This window comes from Paenibacillus sp. Y859, from assembly GCF_056786405.1.
The window spans coordinates 675,312-695,539 of record NZ_JBXCIZ010000001.1; the positions used below are offsets into that span (position 1 = coordinate 675,312).

Annotated in this window: 14 protein-coding genes; 7 read left to right on the top strand and 7 right to left on the bottom strand. The window is 44.7% G+C overall.

Going from position 1 to position 20,228, the window contains the following annotated elements; all coding sequences use genetic code 11:
* Positions 1 to 61: 61 nt before the first annotated feature.
* Positions 62 to 2,686: an adenosylcobalamin-dependent ribonucleoside-diphosphate reductase gene (locus tag AC1TO8_RS03485; RefSeq protein WP_482054206.1), complete on the bottom strand. Its 2,625-nt coding sequence runs from the start codon at positions 2,684 to 2,686 to the stop codon at positions 62 to 64.
* Between the two features lie 273 nt (positions 2,687 to 2,959).
* Here AC1TO8_RS03485 and AC1TO8_RS03490 point away from each other — a divergent pair, with 273 nt between their 5' ends.
* From AC1TO8_RS03490 to AC1TO8_RS03515, 6 genes are all read left to right on the top strand, one after another.
* Positions 2,960 to 4,726 carry a DEAD/DEAH box helicase gene (locus AC1TO8_RS03490; RefSeq protein ID WP_482054207.1) on the top strand — a complete coding sequence of 589 codons (1,767 nt, stop codon included), beginning with the start codon at positions 2,960 to 2,962 and terminating at the stop codon, positions 4,724 to 4,726.
* Between the two features lies 1 nt (position 4,727).
* Positions 4,728 to 5,669: a YqhG family protein gene (locus AC1TO8_RS03495; protein ID WP_482054208.1), complete on the top strand. Its 942-nt coding sequence runs from the start codon at positions 4,728 to 4,730 to the stop codon at positions 5,667 to 5,669.
* Between the two features lie 234 nt (positions 5,670 to 5,903).
* Entirely contained in the window at positions 5,904 to 6,944 is a 1,041-nt protein-coding gene (locus tag AC1TO8_RS03500; RefSeq protein ID WP_482054209.1) for a hypothetical protein, read from the top strand.
* Positions 6,945 to 7,165: 221 nt separating this feature from the next.
* Positions 7,166 to 7,492: a PadR family transcriptional regulator gene (locus tag AC1TO8_RS03505; protein WP_482054210.1), complete on the top strand. Its 327-nt coding sequence runs from the start codon at positions 7,166 to 7,168 to the stop codon at positions 7,490 to 7,492.
* Positions 7,493 to 7,567: 75 nt separating this feature from the next.
* Positions 7,568 to 8,134, top strand: coding sequence for a DUF1700 domain-containing protein (locus tag AC1TO8_RS03510; RefSeq protein ID WP_482054211.1), 567 nt, complete (start codon positions 7,568 to 7,570; stop codon positions 8,132 to 8,134).
* Complete coding sequence (locus tag AC1TO8_RS03515) at positions 8,121 to 9,032, top strand: DUF4097 family beta strand repeat-containing protein (RefSeq protein ID WP_482054212.1); 912 nt, start codon at positions 8,121 to 8,123, stop codon at positions 9,030 to 9,032. Before AC1TO8_RS03510 ends, AC1TO8_RS03515 begins: the two co-directional genes overlap by 14 nt.
* Before the next feature lie 148 nt (positions 9,033 to 9,180).
* Here the strand turns inward: AC1TO8_RS03515 and AC1TO8_RS03520 are convergent, their stop codons facing one another.
* The 3 genes from AC1TO8_RS03520 to hflK all read right to left on the bottom strand — a co-directional run bounded on the left by AC1TO8_RS03520 (position 9,181) and on the right by hflK (position 11,428).
* Entirely contained in the window at positions 9,181 to 9,390 is a 210-nt protein-coding gene (locus tag AC1TO8_RS03520) for a YqzE family protein (protein ID WP_482054213.1), read from the bottom strand.
* 128 nt (positions 9,391 to 9,518) lie between these two features.
* Entirely contained in the window at positions 9,519 to 10,382 is an 864-nt protein-coding gene (gene hflC, locus AC1TO8_RS03525) for a protease modulator HflC (RefSeq protein WP_482054214.1), read from the bottom strand.
* On the bottom strand, positions 10,379 to 11,428 hold the full coding sequence (gene hflK / locus AC1TO8_RS03530; protein ID WP_482054215.1) for an FtsH protease activity modulator HflK: 1,050 nt from the start codon (positions 11,426 to 11,428) through the stop codon (positions 10,379 to 10,381). The genes hflC and hflK overlap by 4 nt, the downstream gene beginning before the upstream one ends.
* 166 nt (positions 11,429 to 11,594) lie before the next feature.
* Between hflK and AC1TO8_RS03535 the strand changes: the two genes are divergently transcribed.
* Positions 11,595 to 12,302, top strand: coding sequence for an N-acetylmuramoyl-L-alanine amidase (locus AC1TO8_RS03535; protein ID WP_482054216.1), 708 nt, complete (start codon positions 11,595 to 11,597; stop codon positions 12,300 to 12,302).
* On the opposite strand, the gene AC1TO8_RS03540 is transcribed toward AC1TO8_RS03535, so the two are convergent.
* From AC1TO8_RS03540 to AC1TO8_RS03550, 3 genes are all read right to left on the bottom strand, one after another.
* The gene (locus tag AC1TO8_RS03540; RefSeq protein WP_482054217.1) at positions 12,280 to 13,119 is read right to left on the bottom strand and encodes a divergent polysaccharide deacetylase family protein; all 840 of its coding nucleotides are present in this window, start codon (positions 13,117 to 13,119) and stop codon (positions 12,280 to 12,282) included. The genes AC1TO8_RS03535 and AC1TO8_RS03540 overlap by 23 nt on opposite strands.
* A gap of 52 nt (positions 13,120 to 13,171) precedes the next feature.
* Positions 13,172 to 13,348 carry a hypothetical protein gene (locus tag AC1TO8_RS03545; RefSeq protein WP_482054218.1) on the bottom strand — a complete coding sequence of 59 codons (177 nt, stop codon included), beginning with the start codon at positions 13,346 to 13,348 and terminating at the stop codon, positions 13,172 to 13,174.
* Positions 13,349 to 13,938: 590 nt separating this feature from the next.
* Positions 13,939 to 20,097 (bottom strand): S-layer homology domain-containing protein, encoded by a 6,159-nt coding sequence (locus AC1TO8_RS03550; protein WP_482054219.1) that lies wholly within the window; start codon positions 20,095 to 20,097, stop codon positions 13,939 to 13,941.
* Positions 20,098 to 20,228: the final 131 nt, after the last annotated feature.

Below are 20,228 nucleotides of genomic sequence, written 5' to 3' on the forward strand. Positions count from 1 at the left end.
ATTTTTCGCAGCTTTCGCGATCCATCACAAACGATCACCAAAGTAAATATTAAACCTCACCCTACGAGCACTTACTATATCCACAGTTACTACACGTCTTACATCCTTCGATGCTGATAAGTGCAGCTGAACCACAGCTTGGACATAGGTCACGAGATGTTTGCTTTATCCCCTGATGATGTTGACCAGAGCCAGCGTTCGCTGATTCTACTGCGCGCGCTACAGGTGCTGGATCATGATCATGATCATGTTCACTCCCTGCATCACTCTGTACATGAGATTCTAGTGCTTTCGCAACCGCGTCTGCGATGGATTCCACACGATTCGCACCGAAGCCAATAGCGCCTGAACCACCGATTCCTTTAAGATGCTTAATAAGGAGTTCCACTTTCTGCCCATGATCTCCATAGCGGAGGAACAAGGAACATACACGACCTAAAGCTTCTGCCATAGCGAATACGTCAGATCCTGCCTTACCAACATTCAGGAAGATTTCGCTAGGGATTCCATTGAGATCGTTGATTGTTATATATGCCATCCCAAATGGTGTATTCACCTTATATGTCGCTCCACGCAGAACTTGTGGACGTCTCTTATACTTCTTATCAACGACTTTCGTCTCTTGCGATTCAACGGACGCTTCAGACGTCAGACTTCCACTTAGTGATTCTAGAGCAGCATCTTCACCTGCAATATGATCCACTACTTGATTCTCTTCTTCCACTTCTTGTGCCACATTGTCCACAGATTCCTTCTTTTCCGTATTGAGAACTTGCGTGTCACGACTACCATCACGATAGATGGTTACGCCTTTGCAACCGAGATCGAATGCCAGCTCATAGAGCTCTGCCGTCTCTTCTACGGTAAAGTCGGAAGGACAGTTGGCTGTCTTCGAGATGGAGCTATCTACCCAGCGCTGAATCGCTGCTTGTACATAAATATGCTCTTTAGCGGACAGATCCATCGATGTAACGAAATAATCCGGCAATTCCTGACCAGGATGTGCTTCAATCCACTCCTGCGCGATCGGCACGAATTGCTCATCATAACCTAGACGACTTTGACGATAATATTTGAATGCGAAATATGGCTCAATCCCCGTTGAAGTCCCGACCATTGTACCCGTACTACCTGTCGGTGCTTGCGTAATGACTGTCACGTTACGCATACCTTTTTCTCTAATAGCTTGGCCAACTTCTGGGTAGACTTCCGTCATATTACGCATGAATCCACTTTGTAAGTATTTCTCAGCATCAAATGCTGTGAATGAACCTTTCTCTTCCGCAATATCTGCCGATGCCAAGTAAGATTCGCGAGCTATGAAACCAAATACTTTATCAAGGAATTCCAATGATTCTGGGCTACCGTAACGAATATTCAGTTTAATCATCAATTCTGCGAGCCCCATCGTACCTAGACCTACACGCCGCTCCTTCTTCTGGTTCTTCTCATTCTCTTCAAAATGGTAAGGTGTCTTGTTAATGACATTATCCAAGAAGCGCACCGAATAACGAGTTGTTGTTGCTAGTTCATCCCAATTCACATCATGCGTCTTCGCATCGTAGAACTTCGATAAATTAATCGCAGATAAATTACATACACCCCAAGCCGGCAAGCCTTGCTCACCACAAGGATTCGTACAAATAATCGGGTTAAAATACCAACTGTTAGACATATCATTATAACGTTCCATGAATACGACACCAGGTTCAGCGGATTTCCATGCCGCTTCCGTAATCGTATTCCAAATTTCACGTGCTTTCACCGTACGGTACGGGATCACTTTGCCTCCAGCTTGCTTCCACTTATCTAAATCGCCATCCCACGTTTCATCGTAACCAGGCATTGATGTGTCTGGGAATACTAATTCCCAATCTAGATCTTCTTTGACAGCCTTCATGAACCCATTGCTCACACAAACAGATAGGTTAGCATTCGTTACTTGACCCATCGTCTGCTTCACCGTAATGAAATCTAGTACATCCGGATGCCAATCGTTAATCATCAACATGAGCGCCCCACGTCGGCTACCACCCTGTTCAATTAGACCCGTCGTATAACTGAATAGACCTCCCCATGATACAGCACCACTTGATGAACCATTTACCCCTTTGACGATCGATCTATGCGGTCGAAGGGATGATAAGTTTATCCCCACACCTCCACCACGTGCCATAATCTCTGTCATCTCCGAAAGAGTGTTCATAATACCGCCACGGCTGTCTTTTGGTGAAGGGATAACATAACAGTTAAACAAGGTCAGTTCTTCACTCGCACCAGCTCCTGCCGCAATCCGTCCCCCAGGAACAAGCTTCCAATCATCCAACAGATAACGGAACTTCCCTTGCCATTCGGCTTGAAGCTCTGGTGTCTCCTCAACAGAGGACATCGCCTTCGCTAAGCGATCCCACATCTCTTCAGGTGTCTTCTCAATATTCAATGTAAGCTTCTCAACTTGAGACTCTACAAGTTCGCCACTGCGCGTTTTCACCGTTACCGATCTACCCTCGCGCTTAACAATTTCGCCTACTTCCTTCGTTGGGAATTTAGGGTCATCCTTCGTCAGGACTAGAACTACATCCCCTACCTTAGCGTTATTACTATCCGCATCTTTCCACGCGTATCTATCCAGAAATATTTTCTCACTTAAGCCCTCTAATCGGCTTGTATGCTGTAATTCGCTCAAAAAAACAACCTCCCATTAATGGTATTCATGTTTTGAAATCCGAGATTCCAAAACTATATTCCACAATATATTGTGCTCAGAATATTATACTACACTACATATTGTAATTCTATGCCGAATTGGTGAAATTTCAGCCAAGAAACCTATACATTATTAGACAATCTTCATTTTCCTCTATCAACCTCTTTCTTTCATCATTAGTTATGAACTCCACTACTTCAGTGCATACTACACCTTACAGTGAATTCTATTCATTCAAAAGGGAGGGTAATCATGGATACGCCAAGCACTCATCCTCACATTATGACGACACAAGAGTTGCCCGTTCCACTCGTGATTGATAATCGTTGGCTTGAAGATTTAGAGAATCGTGTTGACAAAGGAGGACCTTGGGGCGACTGGCGATTGTTCCAATTAGCTGTACAGGGTGAAGAATCCCGTTTGGTTACAAGTTTTGATGAATTACAATGTCTTAAATACCTTCAAGGTCTAACCCCGCTTCCCCATCAAATAGATACAGCACGTAAAGTATTATTTACCATGTCTGGGAGAGCTATTCTGGCAGATGAAGTAGGGCTGGGTAAGACAATTGAGGCTGGACTTATTCTAAAAGAATATATCATTCGCGGGCTAGTCTCGAAAGTGCTTATTCTCGTACCGGCGTCATTGGTTCTTCAGTGGGTTCGTGAATTGAATAGTAAGTTTGGCATTCCAGCCGTCGCTCAGAAGAAAGCCTACTCTTGGAACTCAGATATCGTCGTAGCTTCTATGGATACAGCGAAGAGAGATCCTCACAAGGAAATTCTATTAGATCAAGAATATGACATGCTCATTATTGATGAAGCACATAAACTCAAAAATAAGAAGACATCGAACTACCAATTCATCCAAAAGCTCAGGAAGAAATATTGTCTGCTACTCACAGCAACTCCTGTTCAGAACAACCTTGGAGAGTTATTCAATCTGATCACACTGCTGAAGCCTGGTCAACTTGGGAAACAGGGTGAGTTCTCCACGAACTATGTTGTCGATAAGCGCATCGCTAAGAACGAAGGACTATTGAAAGACGAACTTTCTAAGGTCATGATTCGTAATCGTCGGGGCGAAGGTCCTACTATTTTCACCAAAAGAACGGTTCGTAATGTCAATCTTCAACTATCTCCTGACGAGCAAGCTTTATATGACGGTGTGACTTCTTATGTGAAAGATCAGTATGAAGCAGCCGGAAGTAACCTCAGCAGTATGCTGTCTTTAGTAACCCTTCAACGCGAAGTTTGCAGTAGCCGTGATGCTGTATTCGTTACGTTAGTAAATCTAACTAAGAAAATGCCCGAGGACTCCCCTCTTCGCGCCAAAATATGGGATCTCGTCTATATGATCAAAGAAATCAAGTCCAACACCAAGGCCGAGAAAACGATGGAGCTTATCCGCGATATGAATGAAAAAGTGATCGTATTTACAGAATACCGTGCCACTCAAGAATATTTATTGCAGTATTTTCGTGCACATGGACTGAATTGCGTTCCTTATCGTGGAGGTATGAATCGTGGTAAGAAGGATTGGATGATGGATCTATTTCGTGGTCGAGCACAAGTGATGATTGCTACGGAAGCGGGTGGCGAAGGGATCAATCTACAATTTTGCCACCATATGATTAACTTCGATCTGCCATGGAACCCGATGCGTGTAGAGCAACGAATTGGGAGAATCCACCGATTAGGACAACAGAATGATGTGAAGATATTCAATTTATCTACGACAGGAACGATTGAAGAACATATTTTAAATTTGCTACATGAAAAAATTAATATGTTCGAAACAGTCATTGGTGGACTCGATGTCATCCTAGAGCGATTCGAGAAAAAGGAATCTCTAGAGAAAAGTCTCTATAAAATAGTATTGGAATCCCAATCGAATGAGGAGTTAAGACAAAAGGTTAGTTCACTCGGTCAAACATTAGATGAAGTAAAGCGGCAAGTTGAAGTTGAAGGCATAAGTGACCTAAGTGACCTAAGTGAATTAAGAGAGGAAGAGGCATGACATGAGTATGTCTTCTGATCAAGTACAACAACATATGATGACTTATTTAGAAGCGACCGACTGTCAAGTGATCGAGAAATCTCCATATCATATCACGGTGAAGTTATCGCCCCAAGCTGATAAGCAACTAACGAATCGTCCCTATTATTGGGGATTTGTTGAGCGTACGGGAGTAGATCCCGAAACTTTGTGCTACACCTTTGTTTTCGATTCCGAACGCTACACCGTACCCGATGTGAAGCCTGCTCCTATAATGAATAGTGAGGGGATTCCGCAAGACAGCATTCTGTCACGCTATTTCGATGTAACACCTACGGTGCCTCGCATGGGACCCGGTCGAATTCTACGTGAAGATGTGAACTATGGAAGCCAACGACTTCAGCAAATATGGGATGCTGCTAGACGGGAAGGCTCCTCTGTCTATTTATTTGAAGAACCAGGAAACTTACAACGTCGCGCACTATTCTCTGCCGCCTATGAACCTTGGTTAGCGGTCTGCTTCAAAGTAGAAATGACTTGTGATGTGAAAAAAGAACAACTCCATTTCATGGGGATCTCTTTGTTAAGTGGTGTCATAACCAAGGATTTCCGTCAACAATTAGCAGGTCGAAGCTTAAGCCCGAGAATTCCCGAGAATGTTCATATTAATCCTGCGGAACTGTCTTTAGGCAAGGCTGCCGAACAGTTACAATCCAATCTGATTGCTACACTCAACCAACTCGACTACCAATGGGCAGATCAAGCACAAGAACGGTTAAAGGAAGAGCTCGCGATTATTGATAGTTATTATGAACATATGATGAATGACCCCGATGAAGAGAAGAATAACCACATCCGTGAGCAATACGATGCAAGACGTAGTGAAATGTCCTGGCAATACGAGCCCAAAGTGAAACTGTCCGCCATAACTTGCGGTCTATTTCACCTCAGACCTATGCAGTAGAGATAGTATGACTTCCATCGCTAAAAGAGGGCAAAATAAGACCCTCTCTTTTCATTGGCCTCATGACAGTTTGCAACACCCTTTTTAAAGCCTGTCCTTTACACTGTAATAAGCTCCCATTAGTGCGAGTAAGACCGGCTGAATTCAATATTCGATGTCGAATACGCTTCCCGCTATGCTTCGTGATCAAAAGATGACTTTTTGAACAACCTCTATTTGTGAAAGGTGGATTGTATGAACTTCTTACCTCCAGTGTCCAAATTAATGATCGCCCTGCTCAGTGTCCATTTGTTGATGTCTGCCACTCAGCCTTCGGCTTCTGTATCTACTGTCAGTGCTGCAGCAATATCTAAAAAATCCTTTGTCGTGAAAAAGACTACAGTGCAATCCCCCAATGAGCCTTCGGATTGGGCTGTCACAACAGGTCAGAGTTCAATTCCTGCTCCTTCCGTCTTAAAGACTCTTACCGAGACTGTTGTCGAGCAACTTTCAGAACAAGCATCATTCGCTTCTTGGAAGAATTCCGAACTTGGGTACTTCCCGCTAGGACCTGGTACACATAGCTGGCTCGTTACCGTATCCATGAATCAACAAGAACTCGGCTATCTCATCTTCACAGCAGAAGACAGTGATACCCAAGCCTATATACTCAGCGAATACGGACGCAGTCCCTCGGTACCTTACGATCTAACTTCCCTGCATCAGACCTTGATGCAGTCAGACATCATTTCCTCATCATCTAAGTATGCGTACCCAACTAACATAGAGCCTCTCTATGCACCATTACTCCCTTTATGGAAAATATCATTTGGGAACTATGAGACCTTATACCTTAACGCACTAACCATGGACGTCCTTCCTTGGGACGAATCGCACTTAAAGAAGCTCAACCTACAAACTTCTAAGCTAAATACCGCACACTTTACTGAACAAGATTACTCTTTTACATCCGCAGCTGCGGTAGCTCGACAAGGGGAAAGAGACCCACTAGCAAATCTCATGTGGATCACAACCCCACGTCTATCGCTGCTATCTGACGACGATATAGTCAACTATATCAATAATAATAACAACTTAATCTTCACGGCACCCTATCATAATGATGATGTGGGCGGACCCTTTGCAGTATCAGGTTTTCAGAAGTGGACCTCTAGTAAAGCTACTCCGCAACAAACTATTTATGTAGGTACCGGTCTGAGCGGACAGCGATATCTTCCCTTATCTCTCTTACGCAGCAAAGGGGAATTCCGTGCTTTCCCTGAGTTGACAGAATGATCTTGTTATGTGGATGAAAAGGTTCAATCTATAAAAGAAAAGTCAAATATAAAAGATCCTAAAACAAATAATTTATAATAGTGTGGGTGTCAGGTGCATCCGCACTATTATAAATTATCAGTACCTTGCAATGGATAGTACCATGTGATATATTCTTTTCAGCAAGTACTTTACATGAAACGGTACTGTACATTAACTAGTAGTGAGGGAGAAGTTGTTGGGTGAATATTCAATTCAAAAAAGGTGTTTTGAATCTATGTGTTCTTGTCCTTCTCGACAAGCAAGATCGCTACGGATACGAACTCGTACAAAAGATTTCCAATCAGATTGCCATTTCGGAAGGATCGGTTTATCCCCTCCTTCGCCGTTTGACAAAGGAGGGTTATTTCACGACCTATTTGCAGGATTCAACGGAAGGTCCTCCACGGAAATATTACAAGTTGACAGAGACAGGTCGCCAGTATCTTCATGAACAGTTGGCGGAATGGAGGAATTTCACGGATGGCGTGAATACATTAATCGAGGAAAGTTTACGGAATGAAATTTAATTTTCCGACAGATAGTTGAAGCATTGTAATCCAATCAAGAATAGATCAGAAAATTTATTTGGAAGGAATGTTTAGATGAATAAGGAAAAATTTCTAAAGGAACTAAAAGCAACTCTAACACGACTTCCTATCAACGACCGGCAAGAAATATTACAGGACTATGAAGAGTATTTCACAAATGGGCTTTTAGATGGGAAATCCGAGGAGCAAATTGCAACCTCCCTTGGTTCTCCAAAAAATATAGGCAAAGAGTTGTCCGCAACATACCATCTTGAAAAAGCGAATACTACTGTAACAACGGGTAATATTATGCGTGCAATGTGGGCTCTTATTGGTTTAGGGTTCTTCAACCTTATTATTGTCCTTGGACCATTCATTGCAATACTCGCTGTAATTATTGCTGGCTGGGTGGCAGGCATTGGATTTATAGCAGCACCTCTCCTCGTTTTGCTAAATGTTATTATTTACCCAAGTACATTTGAGTATTTCGATTTATTCAGTTCAGTAGCCTTGTGTGGACTCGGTTTCTTCATCGCAATTGGTATGCTATTCGCTACGAAGTCTTTGATGAACGGTTTTGTTTACTATATGAAATTCAACATGAAACTTGTGAAAGGAGGTTTAAAACATGCTGAACATTAAAAAGCTATCGATTATTGCTTTGCTCCTTTTACTAGTCGGTGTTGTCGGAAGTGTTTTGACCTATAATTTAACACAAAAATCCGAATGGGTTACGGAAGAAATCACAATTAAAGATGAGAATTTCACGAACATTAAGATATCAACCAATGATGCTCGGGTTGAACTGATTCCCACAAATGAAGCGGGTGCTTTTATCGAAATTTCAGGACGTGGTATAAGAAATAATGTTTCGGCTACCGTTCGGGACTCCATTTTATCAATTGTCTATAAAGAAGCGAGTCCTAAATTTTATAATTTCGACATTGTTCCGAAATCAGAAACATTGAAAGTGTATGTACCGAAAAAACTGTATGACACCGTCCAGATTCAGAGCAGCAATGGTTCGATTTCAGCAGAAGATATGGAGGCAAGCGAAGTAAACGTTAAAGCGAATGACGGACGGATTGAATTAAGAGATATTCACGCTGATTCGATTATTATTGAATCCGATAACGGTCGAATAAAAGCGGAAAATATGATTGGCTCTACCATCAAAGCTAAAGCAAATGATGGGCGTATTGAGTTTAAACGTATTCAGGCAGATTTAGTCTCCGCCGTTGCTGATAACGGAAAGATCGGGCTGGAAGAGATCAAAGGCAAGCTCTCAGCAAATGCGAATGACGGGCAGATCGAATTGTTGACAGACTCACTTGATTACCCGATTGACTTCACTACCAATAATGGTCGCATTGATATTTTGACTTCTACCGAGCCTACAAATGCGACGATTCATGCACAGGCTGATAACGGAAGCATTAAGATTTTCGGCGAAGAAAGATCTAACGTTACAATTGGATCGGGAGAAGTTAAAATCAATTTATCTTCGAAGGATGGAAAAATAACTGTGGAAAACCGATGATTGTCCGTACCACTTCTTGAAAGAAAAGTTATTGGTAAATATAACAGCTATCATTATACAGCGAAGCAAATTCAAGCAAAATACAGTGACGCTTTTGCACAATATATTAAAGGGTCAGAAGATAAGGTTCGAATAAAAGTAACAAAGGTTAATTCTCTTCCCCGTCAGTATCTTGCCATGATGCCTCGGATATGGGATGTCTATTCCGTCTCCACAAAGTCAGACCGATCGGTATCATACCGAACCATTTCGTGGACCAAGGCTCTTTTACCGTTGTACGACGCTCTTCACGCGGTGTTTCTATATAAGTGACGACTTGTTCTGTAATGTATTTCACCAATTTTAGTTCATCTCCCACAACTACTCATCTCCTTTGCTCATTGGTCGCATTGAGAGTGCTTATGACTAGGTTGTGCAATTAGCAGAGGATTTAAACCAAAAACCGCGCCCTCTCCGAAGTATCGGAAAGAACGCGGTTCTTAATTATTACTTACCTAGCAAAATTTTAGCATACGGTGAATCGATTGGTAACATGATGACTGGTTCGTTCTTTAGTGTCGTCACATAGCTATCTAACGTCCGATAGAAGCTGTAGAATTGTGGATCCTTACCATATGCCAAGTTATAGATCCTTGCCGCTTCTCCTTCGCCCTCCGCAATAATCTTCTTCGCATCAGCTTGCGCTTGTGCAAGCAGCTCAGTTGACGTACGATCCGCTTTAGACGTTATTTTACGCGATTGTTCATCACCTTCAGATAAATAACGAGCTGCGATCGATTGACGGTCAGAAATCATCCGGTTATACACACTTTGTTTATTCTCCTCTGGTAAGTCGGTACGTTTGATACGAACATCAATAATCTCAATCCCATAATCATCTCTCGTTAATGCATCAATAACATCCTTCGTTATCTCATCATTAATGTTACCGCGTTCAGTATTCTCACTAATGATATTCTCATAGTTCACTTCTGATAACTTACGGCGAACAGAGTTATATACCGCTTCATTGATTCGTTGAGTACCACCATTAACCGACTGAACGGTTCTTAGAAACTTCGAGGCGTTATTGATACGCCATACGGTATAATTATCGACGACAATCGGTTTCTGATCTTTCGTAAGTATGGTGGTAGGAGCGCTATCATAAGTCATCTGATATCTAGGCAAAGTTGAAAGATTCTCAATAAACGGAATTTTAAACTTTAATCCTGGCTCTGATACTGCTCTTACTGCTTCACCGAATCTAAGTACGACCTTATATTCTCCTTCCTTCACAACATACATAGATCCTGATCCCAAAATAAGGATAAGAACGACCGATACAAGAGCTATCCATTTATTCTTCATTGTGTAACGCCTCCTTGTGGAGCAGTTGTAGCAGGTGGATTGGTTGAATTAGTTGAGCTATTCGAACCACTGCGCATGAGCTCATTCAATGGTAAGTAATTCACCGTATCACTATTTGTATTCGTAATAAATATTTGTGCATTAGGTAGAATTTTCTCTAAAGTTTCTAGAATCAGACGGCTCTCAGTCACGTTTGGATTATTCACATACTCCGCATATATCGCGTTAAATTGAGCTACGTCACCTTGCGCATTTAATATCCGTGACTTCTTCTCTCCTTCTGCATTCTCCAGAAGTGCTTGAGCCTCACCGCGTGCTTTGGGAATAAGATCATTCTCATACTTCGCAGCATTGTTAATCTTCGTATTCTTCTCTTCACGCGCATTCGTTACTTCACGGAATGCTTCTGATACTTGGCCGCTTGGGGGTTCAATATCCTGGAATTTAATATCGATAATTTGAATACCCGTATTGTATTTGGTCTGGAGTTCAAGTAACTTCTCTCGAACCTTATCTTGAATGACCGTCTTACCATCTGTAATCGCATAATCTAATTTCTCTGAACCAATAACAGCACGGATCGAAGAACTGGCCGCATTACGCAGAAATTGCTCTGGATCATCAATATTAAATAAATAATCGCGGATATTACTTATTTTCCACTGAACGACAGCGTCCGCTGATACGATATTCTCATCGCCCGTAATCATCATCGCTTCATCTTCAACTTCAACTGATTTATTCCCCTCTTCACGGTAACCGATATGTATTCGTTGTGTCAGTTCCGCTGGGACCGTTATAACCTGTTGAATCGGATAAGGCCATTTGAAATGTAATCCTGCCGAAGATTCATGCGAATACTTACCGAATGTAAGAATAGCAGCACGCTCTTGCTCTTGCACCGTATAGAACGAAGATGATCCTACAAACAGAATAATGATTGCTGAAACAATACCGATAACTATTTTTTTTACTGTTCCCGGCTTAAAATCTGGCATCTTTGGACCACTATTACTGTGGTTCTGATCTTGATTACTAAAGCTCAATAATATCTCTCCCCTTCTGAACAAATGGTTCACTATAGGGTTAGTACGTAAGAACTAGATAATGGTTTCTTCTTTTTCTAAAAAAAATATTTCTATGAATTTTCTCCACATATTTGCACATTCTAACATTCAGTTACTCAAACGAAAAGAGAGGTGCTACGAAACAATGATCATCTTATCCAGGAAAAGTTATCTACTAGCTATTACGATGGCTATCGTTTTACTATTTAGTACGCTATCCAACCCAAGTTATATCATTGCTGCCCCTGAAGATCCAGCTCAATCTGCCTTCACCAAAGAAACCATTCTAATTGATGCAGGTCATGGGGGAATCGACGGAGGAACATCTTTTCAAGAAATTCTAGAGAAGGATATCAATCTTATTGTTGCCAAAAAAGTATATATGCTCCTCCGAAGCAAGGGTTACGATGCCGTATTGAATCGTTCAGGAGATTACGCCCTCAGCGATGACAATCATTGGTTGAACAACTCTTCACGTCACCTTCGCGATTTAGCCCAGCGTAAGGAGTTAAGTCGCTCCATTCCGACACAAATTGTGGTTAGCCTGCATGTCAATTGGGGAAAGAGAGCCAACAAACGTGGCCCACTCGTGTTGCATCAGAATGAAGGACGTAGTTTCCTTCTTGCCAATATCATTCAACAACATCTAAATCCTCTATACACCACACACCAACAGCCTGTATATGGTAAACCGTATTATATTCTCAACTATGTTCTAGACCCAGCCGTTATTGTGGAGATGGGTTTTCTAAGTAATGCTGAAGATCGGGCCATGCTTTGTAATCCACGTAAACAACTAGCCATAGCAGAGGCCATTGTAGCAGGTATTATTAGTTATTTGACGGTATCATAGGAGCAGGATTCCACCCCCAAACTTCTCTCGCAAGATCAGTTATTCCGACAAATTCCACACTTTCCTTCATTTGTGGAATTTGTGCTTTAAGTGATTGGACAGTTTTATCTCCTTTTGTACTGACGTGACCAATAGTGACACAATAGTGATGATCCTTGGCCCATAATTCTACAGCTTTTAATTGCCTACTAATATGACTGGTCGTGTGAACATCATCTAAGAAAATATGATTGGCTACAGGAGGTATGCCCATTTGGTTTGCAAGCTTACCAACGATCGAACGATAATTGGTACTGCTATCTATATAGATCAATCCTCTTTCTAGACAGACTTGCATCACCACAGACATAATTCTTTCATTGCCAGTTATTAGAGAACCCATATGATTGTTCATTCCAATCGCGTATGGAATATCATCAATCGCATCTTCTACCCGCTTACGAACTTCTGTATCACTAAGTTCTGATGTTATGGCTCCAGGTCCAAGCCAGCTCGCTTTCCCATGCTTAGGCTCCATTGGTATATGAACGATGACATCATAGCCCTTCTTATGGGCTAACTCTGCATCCCGATGACTTGTTGGCAGGAATGGCATGATGGCCACTGTTATTTTGACAGGCAATGATAACATTTCTTCCGTTCCATTCTGTCCATTACCGAAATCATCAATGATCACCGCTACCTTTGGCTTGGCCTGAGAGGTTTCAGTACGCACTCCCGCTGCATCCGCATTTCCAATGTTCCAAATCAAGCTGAACCCAAGACAGACAATTACCCATTTACGACATTGTACAAACCGACTACTTATTGAACGCATATAGATCACCCCTTCTTACTTCTGCTTTCATTGTTTGAGTAAGGAGGGTTATTTATGTATCAGAGCACAAAAAAAGACGTACCCACAAAATATTCAAGCCCAGTTCCTCGTGTATAATTCGCTCGATGCGGATATCGTCAATCCCGTAAACTCTTAATTCTTTCGGCATTACCCGCATCACGACATATACTTCATCACCTTCTCTTTGTTCTAGTTCTTTCTTAGCCACCTAATACAGACAAATATAAAAGAGAAGCCTTCTAAATCAAGGCTTCTCTTTTATAAATCGATTATGCGGCCAAGAGGACTCGAACCTCCACGGTTGTTACACCATTAGAACCTGATTCTTGAAATTGGGGTTTCGGTGTGATCGCTACGCATCGGATTCATCGACTGAAATCCCCAGTGGGACAAGGGATTTCAGCTATCTAGCTAATGTCGAAGGATGATTCACTAATTGGCTCTTTCAACCATCTCGTAAGTCCGACAATGTCCGAGCTGATCCTGGCAGAGAAATCCCTTACATATCTCTCTGCGCCTGCTCCAGCATCCCAAACGGCAATACTACTGGACCCGAGTTAAAGTTGTAAACGCGATTCATTGTTCCTTGACCTATCTTCCTATTTTGATTTAACAAAAAGACGCCCTTCGTCCGTACTGGGACGAGGAGCGTCAGTTCGCGGTACCGCCCAACTTGATGGAACCGCGTCAAAGCGCAATTCCATCAAGTTGGTTCTGCGGTAACGGGTGGATCCTGTAATCTTAAGATACAATCCGAACGGGCTGTTCTTGACGAAATCGCCTCCGAGCTGGAGGTTCTTACAGCTTCAAATCTAGACCAAGGCCCACATTCAGAACGCGAAGGATTAGCGCTACCGACTCTGCGCGAGATGCAGGGGAGTCAGGATCAAATGTATTTGCCCCTTTACCATTAATAATGCCCGCGTTAGCCAGTTGATTAATGGATTGCTCTGCCCAATTGCCCGATATGTCCGAGAACATGGAAGCTACGGATACGTTCCTCAAATCCATTATCTTGGCGAGAATAGTTGCCATCTCAGCACGAGAGATCTCATTGTCCGGCTTGAAGGTTCCGTCTCCATAACCTGCAATTATACCATTTGACTTGAGAGCTTCAATAGCCACCTCTGCCCAGTGACCATGAGTGTCGTTGAAAGTATCGGAACCTTCAGCTTTGATTCCCAATGCTTTGACGAGCATTGTAGCGAACTCTGCTCTTGTAATGAAGGAGCCAGCACGGAAAGTGCCATCGGCATACCCTGTCACAAAACCGATTTGCGAAGCCAACGTGATTGATTTCGTACTCCAGCCTGTTGTCGACACATCATCAAAAGTAAGAGCAGGAACGGTTTCTATTGCGTGTACGATCGTACTCTTCAACGCTTCAACGTCTACAAGATCACCCTTGAGCGTTGGTTTTCCAGGCGTTGGTTCCGGTGTTGGCGTTGGTGTCGGCGTTGGCGTTGGCGTCGGCGTCGGCGTCGGCGTTGGTGTCGGCGTTGGCGTTGGCGTCGGCACATACGCTGCAGTCGGTGTCGCTATCGCTCCGTTTGACTCGGCGCTCTCCACTCCTTGATCTAGCGCTGTGACGACATAGTAGTAAGTCGTTCCGTTCGCTACGGTTGTATCCTTGTAACTTGATGCTGTCACATCCATTGCGATTGTCACATAAGAACCGCCTGGCGTCGTGCTTCGCTTCACGTTGTATGTGTACGTCGCATCCGATACGGAGGTCCATGCAAGACTCACTTGCGAGTCGCCAGCCGTTGCTATCAAGCCTGTAGGCGCTGCTGGCACAACAACCACTTCAGTTGGAGTCGCACTTGCTTCATTGGACCAAGCGCTCTCCACTCCTTGATCCAGCGCTGTGACGACATAGTAGTAAGTCGTTCCGTTGTCTACGGTTGTATCCTTGTAGCTTGATGCTGCCACATCCGTTGCGATTGTTACATAAGAATAACCGGACGTTGTGCTTCGTTTCACATCATATGTGTACGTCGCATTCACTACGGATGTCCATGCAAGATCCACTTGCGAGTCGCCAGCCATTGTCGTCAACACAATCATATCCAGCGTAATGATGGTCACCTTGGCAGCATTGCTCGTTGCCGTTGCCCCGGTGTCGGGGCTGGTCACTACACAGTAGAAGTAGGTTGTTCCCGCTGCATCAGTCGGTGCGGAATAGCTGCTGTCTATCGCTCCATCGATGAGGGTTCCTCCGCTGTTGCTGTTTACCGTGTTGCTATACCACTGATAGGAGAGTACCCCTTCGCCGCTTGCTGCAACGGATAAGTTGGCAGCTCCGCCTACACCCGTCGTCACGTCTTCGGGCTGAGTGGTGAATGTCAGATCTGCAGTTGCATCGGTAGCCCAAACGAATACCGGAGAATACGTGATATTCCCTGCAGAATCCTGGATTGCAGCATACATCCCGGTTCCGGCCGTCTCATTCGACATATCAAGCGTACTTGAGACCGTGCTCCCGCTTGCCTGGTCCTGAATGGCTTGGATCGGTGTGGCGGATCCAGCCGTAGCGGTGAAGTTAAGGGTCGTCAGCTGACGATCTGGCTTCTGCAGATCAAGCGTTTCCGTGCCAGTGTCGATTTGTGGCGCGAAGGCGTTGTACTTATCAAGCGACGGGGAGTACGTAGTGAAGTTCAGCTTGTTCCCGTCGATCGTCATCAGCCTGACGAATCCGTCGCCGTTAGACCTGAAATAGGTGTCCGTACTCGTCTGAGAGCGGCTGATATCCACTACTTGATAGTTGGCTAGCATCTCAATGACATTCCGATCCGTTCCGGCAATGGGAGTCACCCGAGTGAATGCGCCCGGTTCATGTCCGCATAGAACCATGACGACATTGCTGTTAGGCGTGACGATTTTATTGAATATATCTTGCCCAACAGTTTCACTATTGCCGTTAGTATCTACATAATACTGGCCTTTATAGCTCAGATATTGGTGAACTCCGATGATGGCGTTGCGATCACGGTATTTGCTCAATACCTCGTTGGCCCAGCTGACGGTTTCGCTGCTTGCCTCTCTGCCCATGCCGAGATAGAGGAATATGAAGTCCTTGCCGTCTATCGTGACCAGGTCGTAATGATTGGTATTGTCGTCGATGTTGCCTCCATACCAATCGTTGTTGATATATCTCGACTCGCCGAAATACTTCTTATAGTTCCTATAATCGCCGCTTGTATAATCTCCGCGGACTCCGGTATGGTTGCCGACATCATGGTTCCCGGAGAGAACTCCGTTCGGCACGCCGGCGTCATCCAGAATCTGCTGCGCGGCGTCGGCAATCTGCCAGTTGGAGGTTACGTTCAGGTCGACCAGGTCGCCGGTATTGATAAAGTAACCGATATCGCCGTCCTGATATTGAGAAACTGCATAATTGGTCACATCAGAATAAAAGTGATTAAGCCCCGTGAAGTTCGTATACATCTGAGGGTCGGAGAACCACATAAAGGTATCGGAGCCGTTATCGACATAGACCAGATCGGCTTTGGTCTTGATGATGCCATCGGAAGCATATTGGGCCGAATCGACGACGAAGCTGTTCTGGATGCTCGTCTGCTTCTTGTACAGAACATCCCAAGTTGTAGTTGTCGGATTATACACCGAGAAACGAATCGTTTCCCCAGGCTTCGTACTTCCGTTATAGCTTAAGATCACATTACCTGTATAGGATCCGACGTTGACATCAAATTCATGCGACGGAACCTCTGAAGATGCGTTGGTGCTCATATTGGCATCGGTTGAACTCAAAGCGTTGATCTGATCATCGCTGAGTTCTGCTTTTCCGCTGTCTTCAGTGACCGTTCCGCTGACCGGGAAGAGCTCCGCTTTATAGAAGCTTACGTCCAACGGGTCGTTCAGCGCAGAACTGACGTTCAAATTTAAAGAGTATGATTGTGTCACGCTGTCAAAAGCAGAACCGACATTGCTATAAGTCGGCGAAAGCGCAAGCCGGGTCGCAGCATTGCTAACCGTAAAGTTAACTTGTTTGACCTCGCTGCCGTTAAAATAAAGCGATAAGGTGTGTGGCCCGTCCGTTAAGGTCGTCGTGTTGATCGAGAAAGACTCGGCGTTATAAAGCGGGTCCATGTCATCGGCAGAGATATCGAACAACAAGCCAAGAGTGGCCAAACCGAGACTTGAACCGGCCGGATATCCGTCGCCGAGAGCATAAGCCGCAGTGTCGGAGTAGGTGACGTTTTCGGTCTTCGAGTAGGAGGTGCTGCCAATGGCGACAGGGGCGTATTTATTAACACCTGTCGGGGCATAGGCCTTGCCGTTCGGCATGATAAGCCTGATATTCTTCAACTGGATATCGTTGAGGTTATCCGTTCCGAAAGGCGTTTCTCCAAGCTTGAAATAACCCGACGAGTTACTGGGAGCAATTCGGAGCTCGTTCACACCGGAATGCACTTCATTTAATAGTTGCACCTGTTCCGGTGAGGTCAGCCAATAGCTGGTACTTCCGGTACTCGTTTTCTGGAATCGGCCATCCACATTCCAGGCGCTTCCGTCCTCAGTTGGTGACAGCACCGAGGCATATGGGAAACTAGTCGGGTTGAGACCGTACGTGTAAACGGACAATACAGGTTTCTGCGTGACCAACGTTCCATCAACAGGTTCCCCGTCTAATTCTACGCTTAATTGGCCAGCAGATTGGGATGTATAGGTAAGATTCAGCGTGTCGTTAACCACTGCGTTGTTTTTGAGATTAATCTCGTATTCTGAAGGATCCTTTTCTACCGTACGATCCATCATCACACCGTTAGGGATTTTTACAGGATCCGTATAACTATTCGTATCCTCGCTTTGCTGCGGGCCGGAGATATACACTTTGTTGAAAGTTACCGTTCGGTACATTTCGGTAACAGCTTGCAGCGAAACGGTTTTTAAATGGATCACGCCGCCTGTCGTTATGGATGCAAAATTCGAATCTTTCAGATTGATCCTGACCTTCTGCGATCCGTGCCCGTCATTTGTCGAGCCTTCGTTGAATATCTTGTCAAGGTTGACGCTGCTGCTGCCGTTGCTCAAGGTGATATTCCAGTCGTCATTCGTGACATCCGGGTCTGTTGTCACATCCACATAAAGATAAGGTGTAGCATGGGTGTTGATGCTCCAGCCGCCGCCCGGGATCGTCGCGGTGGTACTCGGCCAGCCTATCGTATCCTGTGTATCTATTCTCAGATTTGTGATTGCGACGGCGCCGCCGGCATTGATCTTGAGATTCCCGCCTGTCGGAGTCGACCAGGTTAGCCCGCTGTGCAGAATATCATAAACTGCATTTGACTCTGAGAGTCTGACCAACGCCTGAACTGCATTTTTCAGATTCATCCATGCAGTGTCCACTTCGCTCTGGGTGGCAGAATCGCTTGCCTCCACCGTCTGAGCTGCTGCCAATTCAGTTTGAAGTGCCGACCACGTAGCGGAGGTATAGTCGGATTCATTCAATGCGGTTGCTGCCGCAATCTCCGCTTGAAGAGCAGTTTTGATAACAACCGTCGAGGCGCTTAGCAAGGTAAGCTGCATGGTTGTCGGATCAAAAGCAATGCTTGAGCCCAACTGGAAGGTGTTGGCGAAGGCCGCTGCATAGTAGCTCGAGCCCATATTGCTGACAATAACGCTGCCGTTGCTGGGGATGGTATAGATGCCTTGGGAACTTCCTGCGGCTGTGTTCTGTAGAACATTGCCCGTATTGTCGACAACGATCACATTGCTCGTCGAATCAGGTGTCGTGACCGAGCTACCGAAGACACTGGTGTAAATGACGGTTTTATTCGCGGCCGTCATCGTGTTGGGAACGTCGGTTGTCGGATTGATAGCCGTGACGCCGATCCCGCCGTTCGGGAGCTTGATCGCGGTCAAAGACGGGTTGGATACGGTCAATTTGAAGCCGGAGAAGTTGCCTGCTTTCGCGGCGGCGGCAATCACGCCTGTATAAGCGCCTGTGTCTGTTCCTCCATTCGTTGCACTGTATCCAACGATTTTCGAAAACTCCTGAGCAAAGGCACCTTGATCGGCCGGCGCCGGCTGGTAGGTTGGTACGCCTGTGTCGGTGGCTTTTAATTTGATGACAAGCAGGTTCGTAACACCCAAAGCATTCAGGTTTGCCACTGTTGTTTGATTAGTTGCCCAGGAGCCGTAGTACACGATGTTGCCGGAAGCGTTGAATCCGATCCGGTAAGAATACACGGTCCCGGTATTGTGACTGATATAGTCGGCGAGTCCCGTTTCGCCTATATAAAGCGCATAGGTACCATAAGTGGAGAGACTAATAGTGCCATTACCGGTGCCGTCATTCACTTTATCAATCGGAATGGTATAGCTTCCGTTGGAGGGGGTTGCGATCGTTACCCAGTATGGACTTGTCGCAGCGCCGGTGCCGCCGTTATACGTTTGGTCTGCAAGCTGATACGCATCGCTGGCATTTGCACCTGTAGCCGGAATATATTCGATCAAATCGCCCACGTTAAGGCTGTTTATGACAGCTTGATACGTTGCACCTTCGCCGCCTATAACAAAACTGTTCTCGGGAATTTTTGTGCCGAATGTACCGTCACCGGCAATCGGCTTTGAAATGACACGGCCAACAGCCTTGGTTGTGGTGTAACCGCCTGTTACATCAGTGTCCATGACCTGAACGATAACTTCCGAGGCTGTTGCTGGATAAGCGGGCGTTGTGGCAAGACCACTCTTGGGGGTGTACATAAAATACGTATTTGCCGTATTAAGTATGTTAGGGTTGACGCGCAAGACGTCATAGCGATTGCCCTTGTTTATCACGAAGCTCGCATAGGCTTGTTTTGAATAATCGACGGCGGCAGAAACCGTGATCGGATTTGTGAATAGAGTTGTGAAGATCAACGAAACTGCCAAAAAGACGTTCAGAGCACGTAAGATTGGTTTAGTATTCAACTTTTTTGTAATGTTTTTCAAATTATTCTGTCTCCTTCATGTTGTTAGAAGTTTTGTCATCTAATTAGGTTACTACTTAGGTACCCATATATGAAACTATTGGAAATTAAGATAGAAATAGAAAACAAATAAGAGAACGGAAAAGAGGTTAC

Bases quoted from the DNA above. Each gene is read 5' to 3' on its own strand.
- AC1TO8_RS03490 (WP_482054207.1), top strand. From the start codon at position 2,960: ATGGATACGCCAAGCACTCATCCTCACATTATGACGACACAAGAGTTG.
- AC1TO8_RS03495 (WP_482054208.1), top strand. From the start codon at position 4,728: ATGAGTATGTCTTCTGATCAAGTACAACAACATATGATGACTTATTTA.
- AC1TO8_RS03500 (WP_482054209.1), top strand. From the start codon at position 5,904: ATGAACTTCTTACCTCCAGTGTCCAAATTAATGATCGCCCTGCTCAGT.
- AC1TO8_RS03510 (WP_482054211.1), top strand. From the start codon at position 7,568: ATGAATAAGGAAAAATTTCTAAAGGAACTAAAAGCAACTCTAACACGA.
- AC1TO8_RS03515 (WP_482054212.1), top strand. From the start codon at position 8,121: ATGCTGAACATTAAAAAGCTATCGATTATTGCTTTGCTCCTTTTACTA.
- hflC (WP_482054214.1), bottom strand. From the start codon at position 10,382: ATGAAGAATAAATGGATAGCTCTTGTATCGGTCGTTCTTATCCTTATT.
- AC1TO8_RS03535 (WP_482054216.1), top strand. From the start codon at position 11,595: ATGATCATCTTATCCAGGAAAAGTTATCTACTAGCTATTACGATGGCT.
- AC1TO8_RS03540 (WP_482054217.1), bottom strand. From the start codon at position 13,119: ATGCGTTCAATAAGTAGTCGGTTTGTACAATGTCGTAAATGGGTAATT.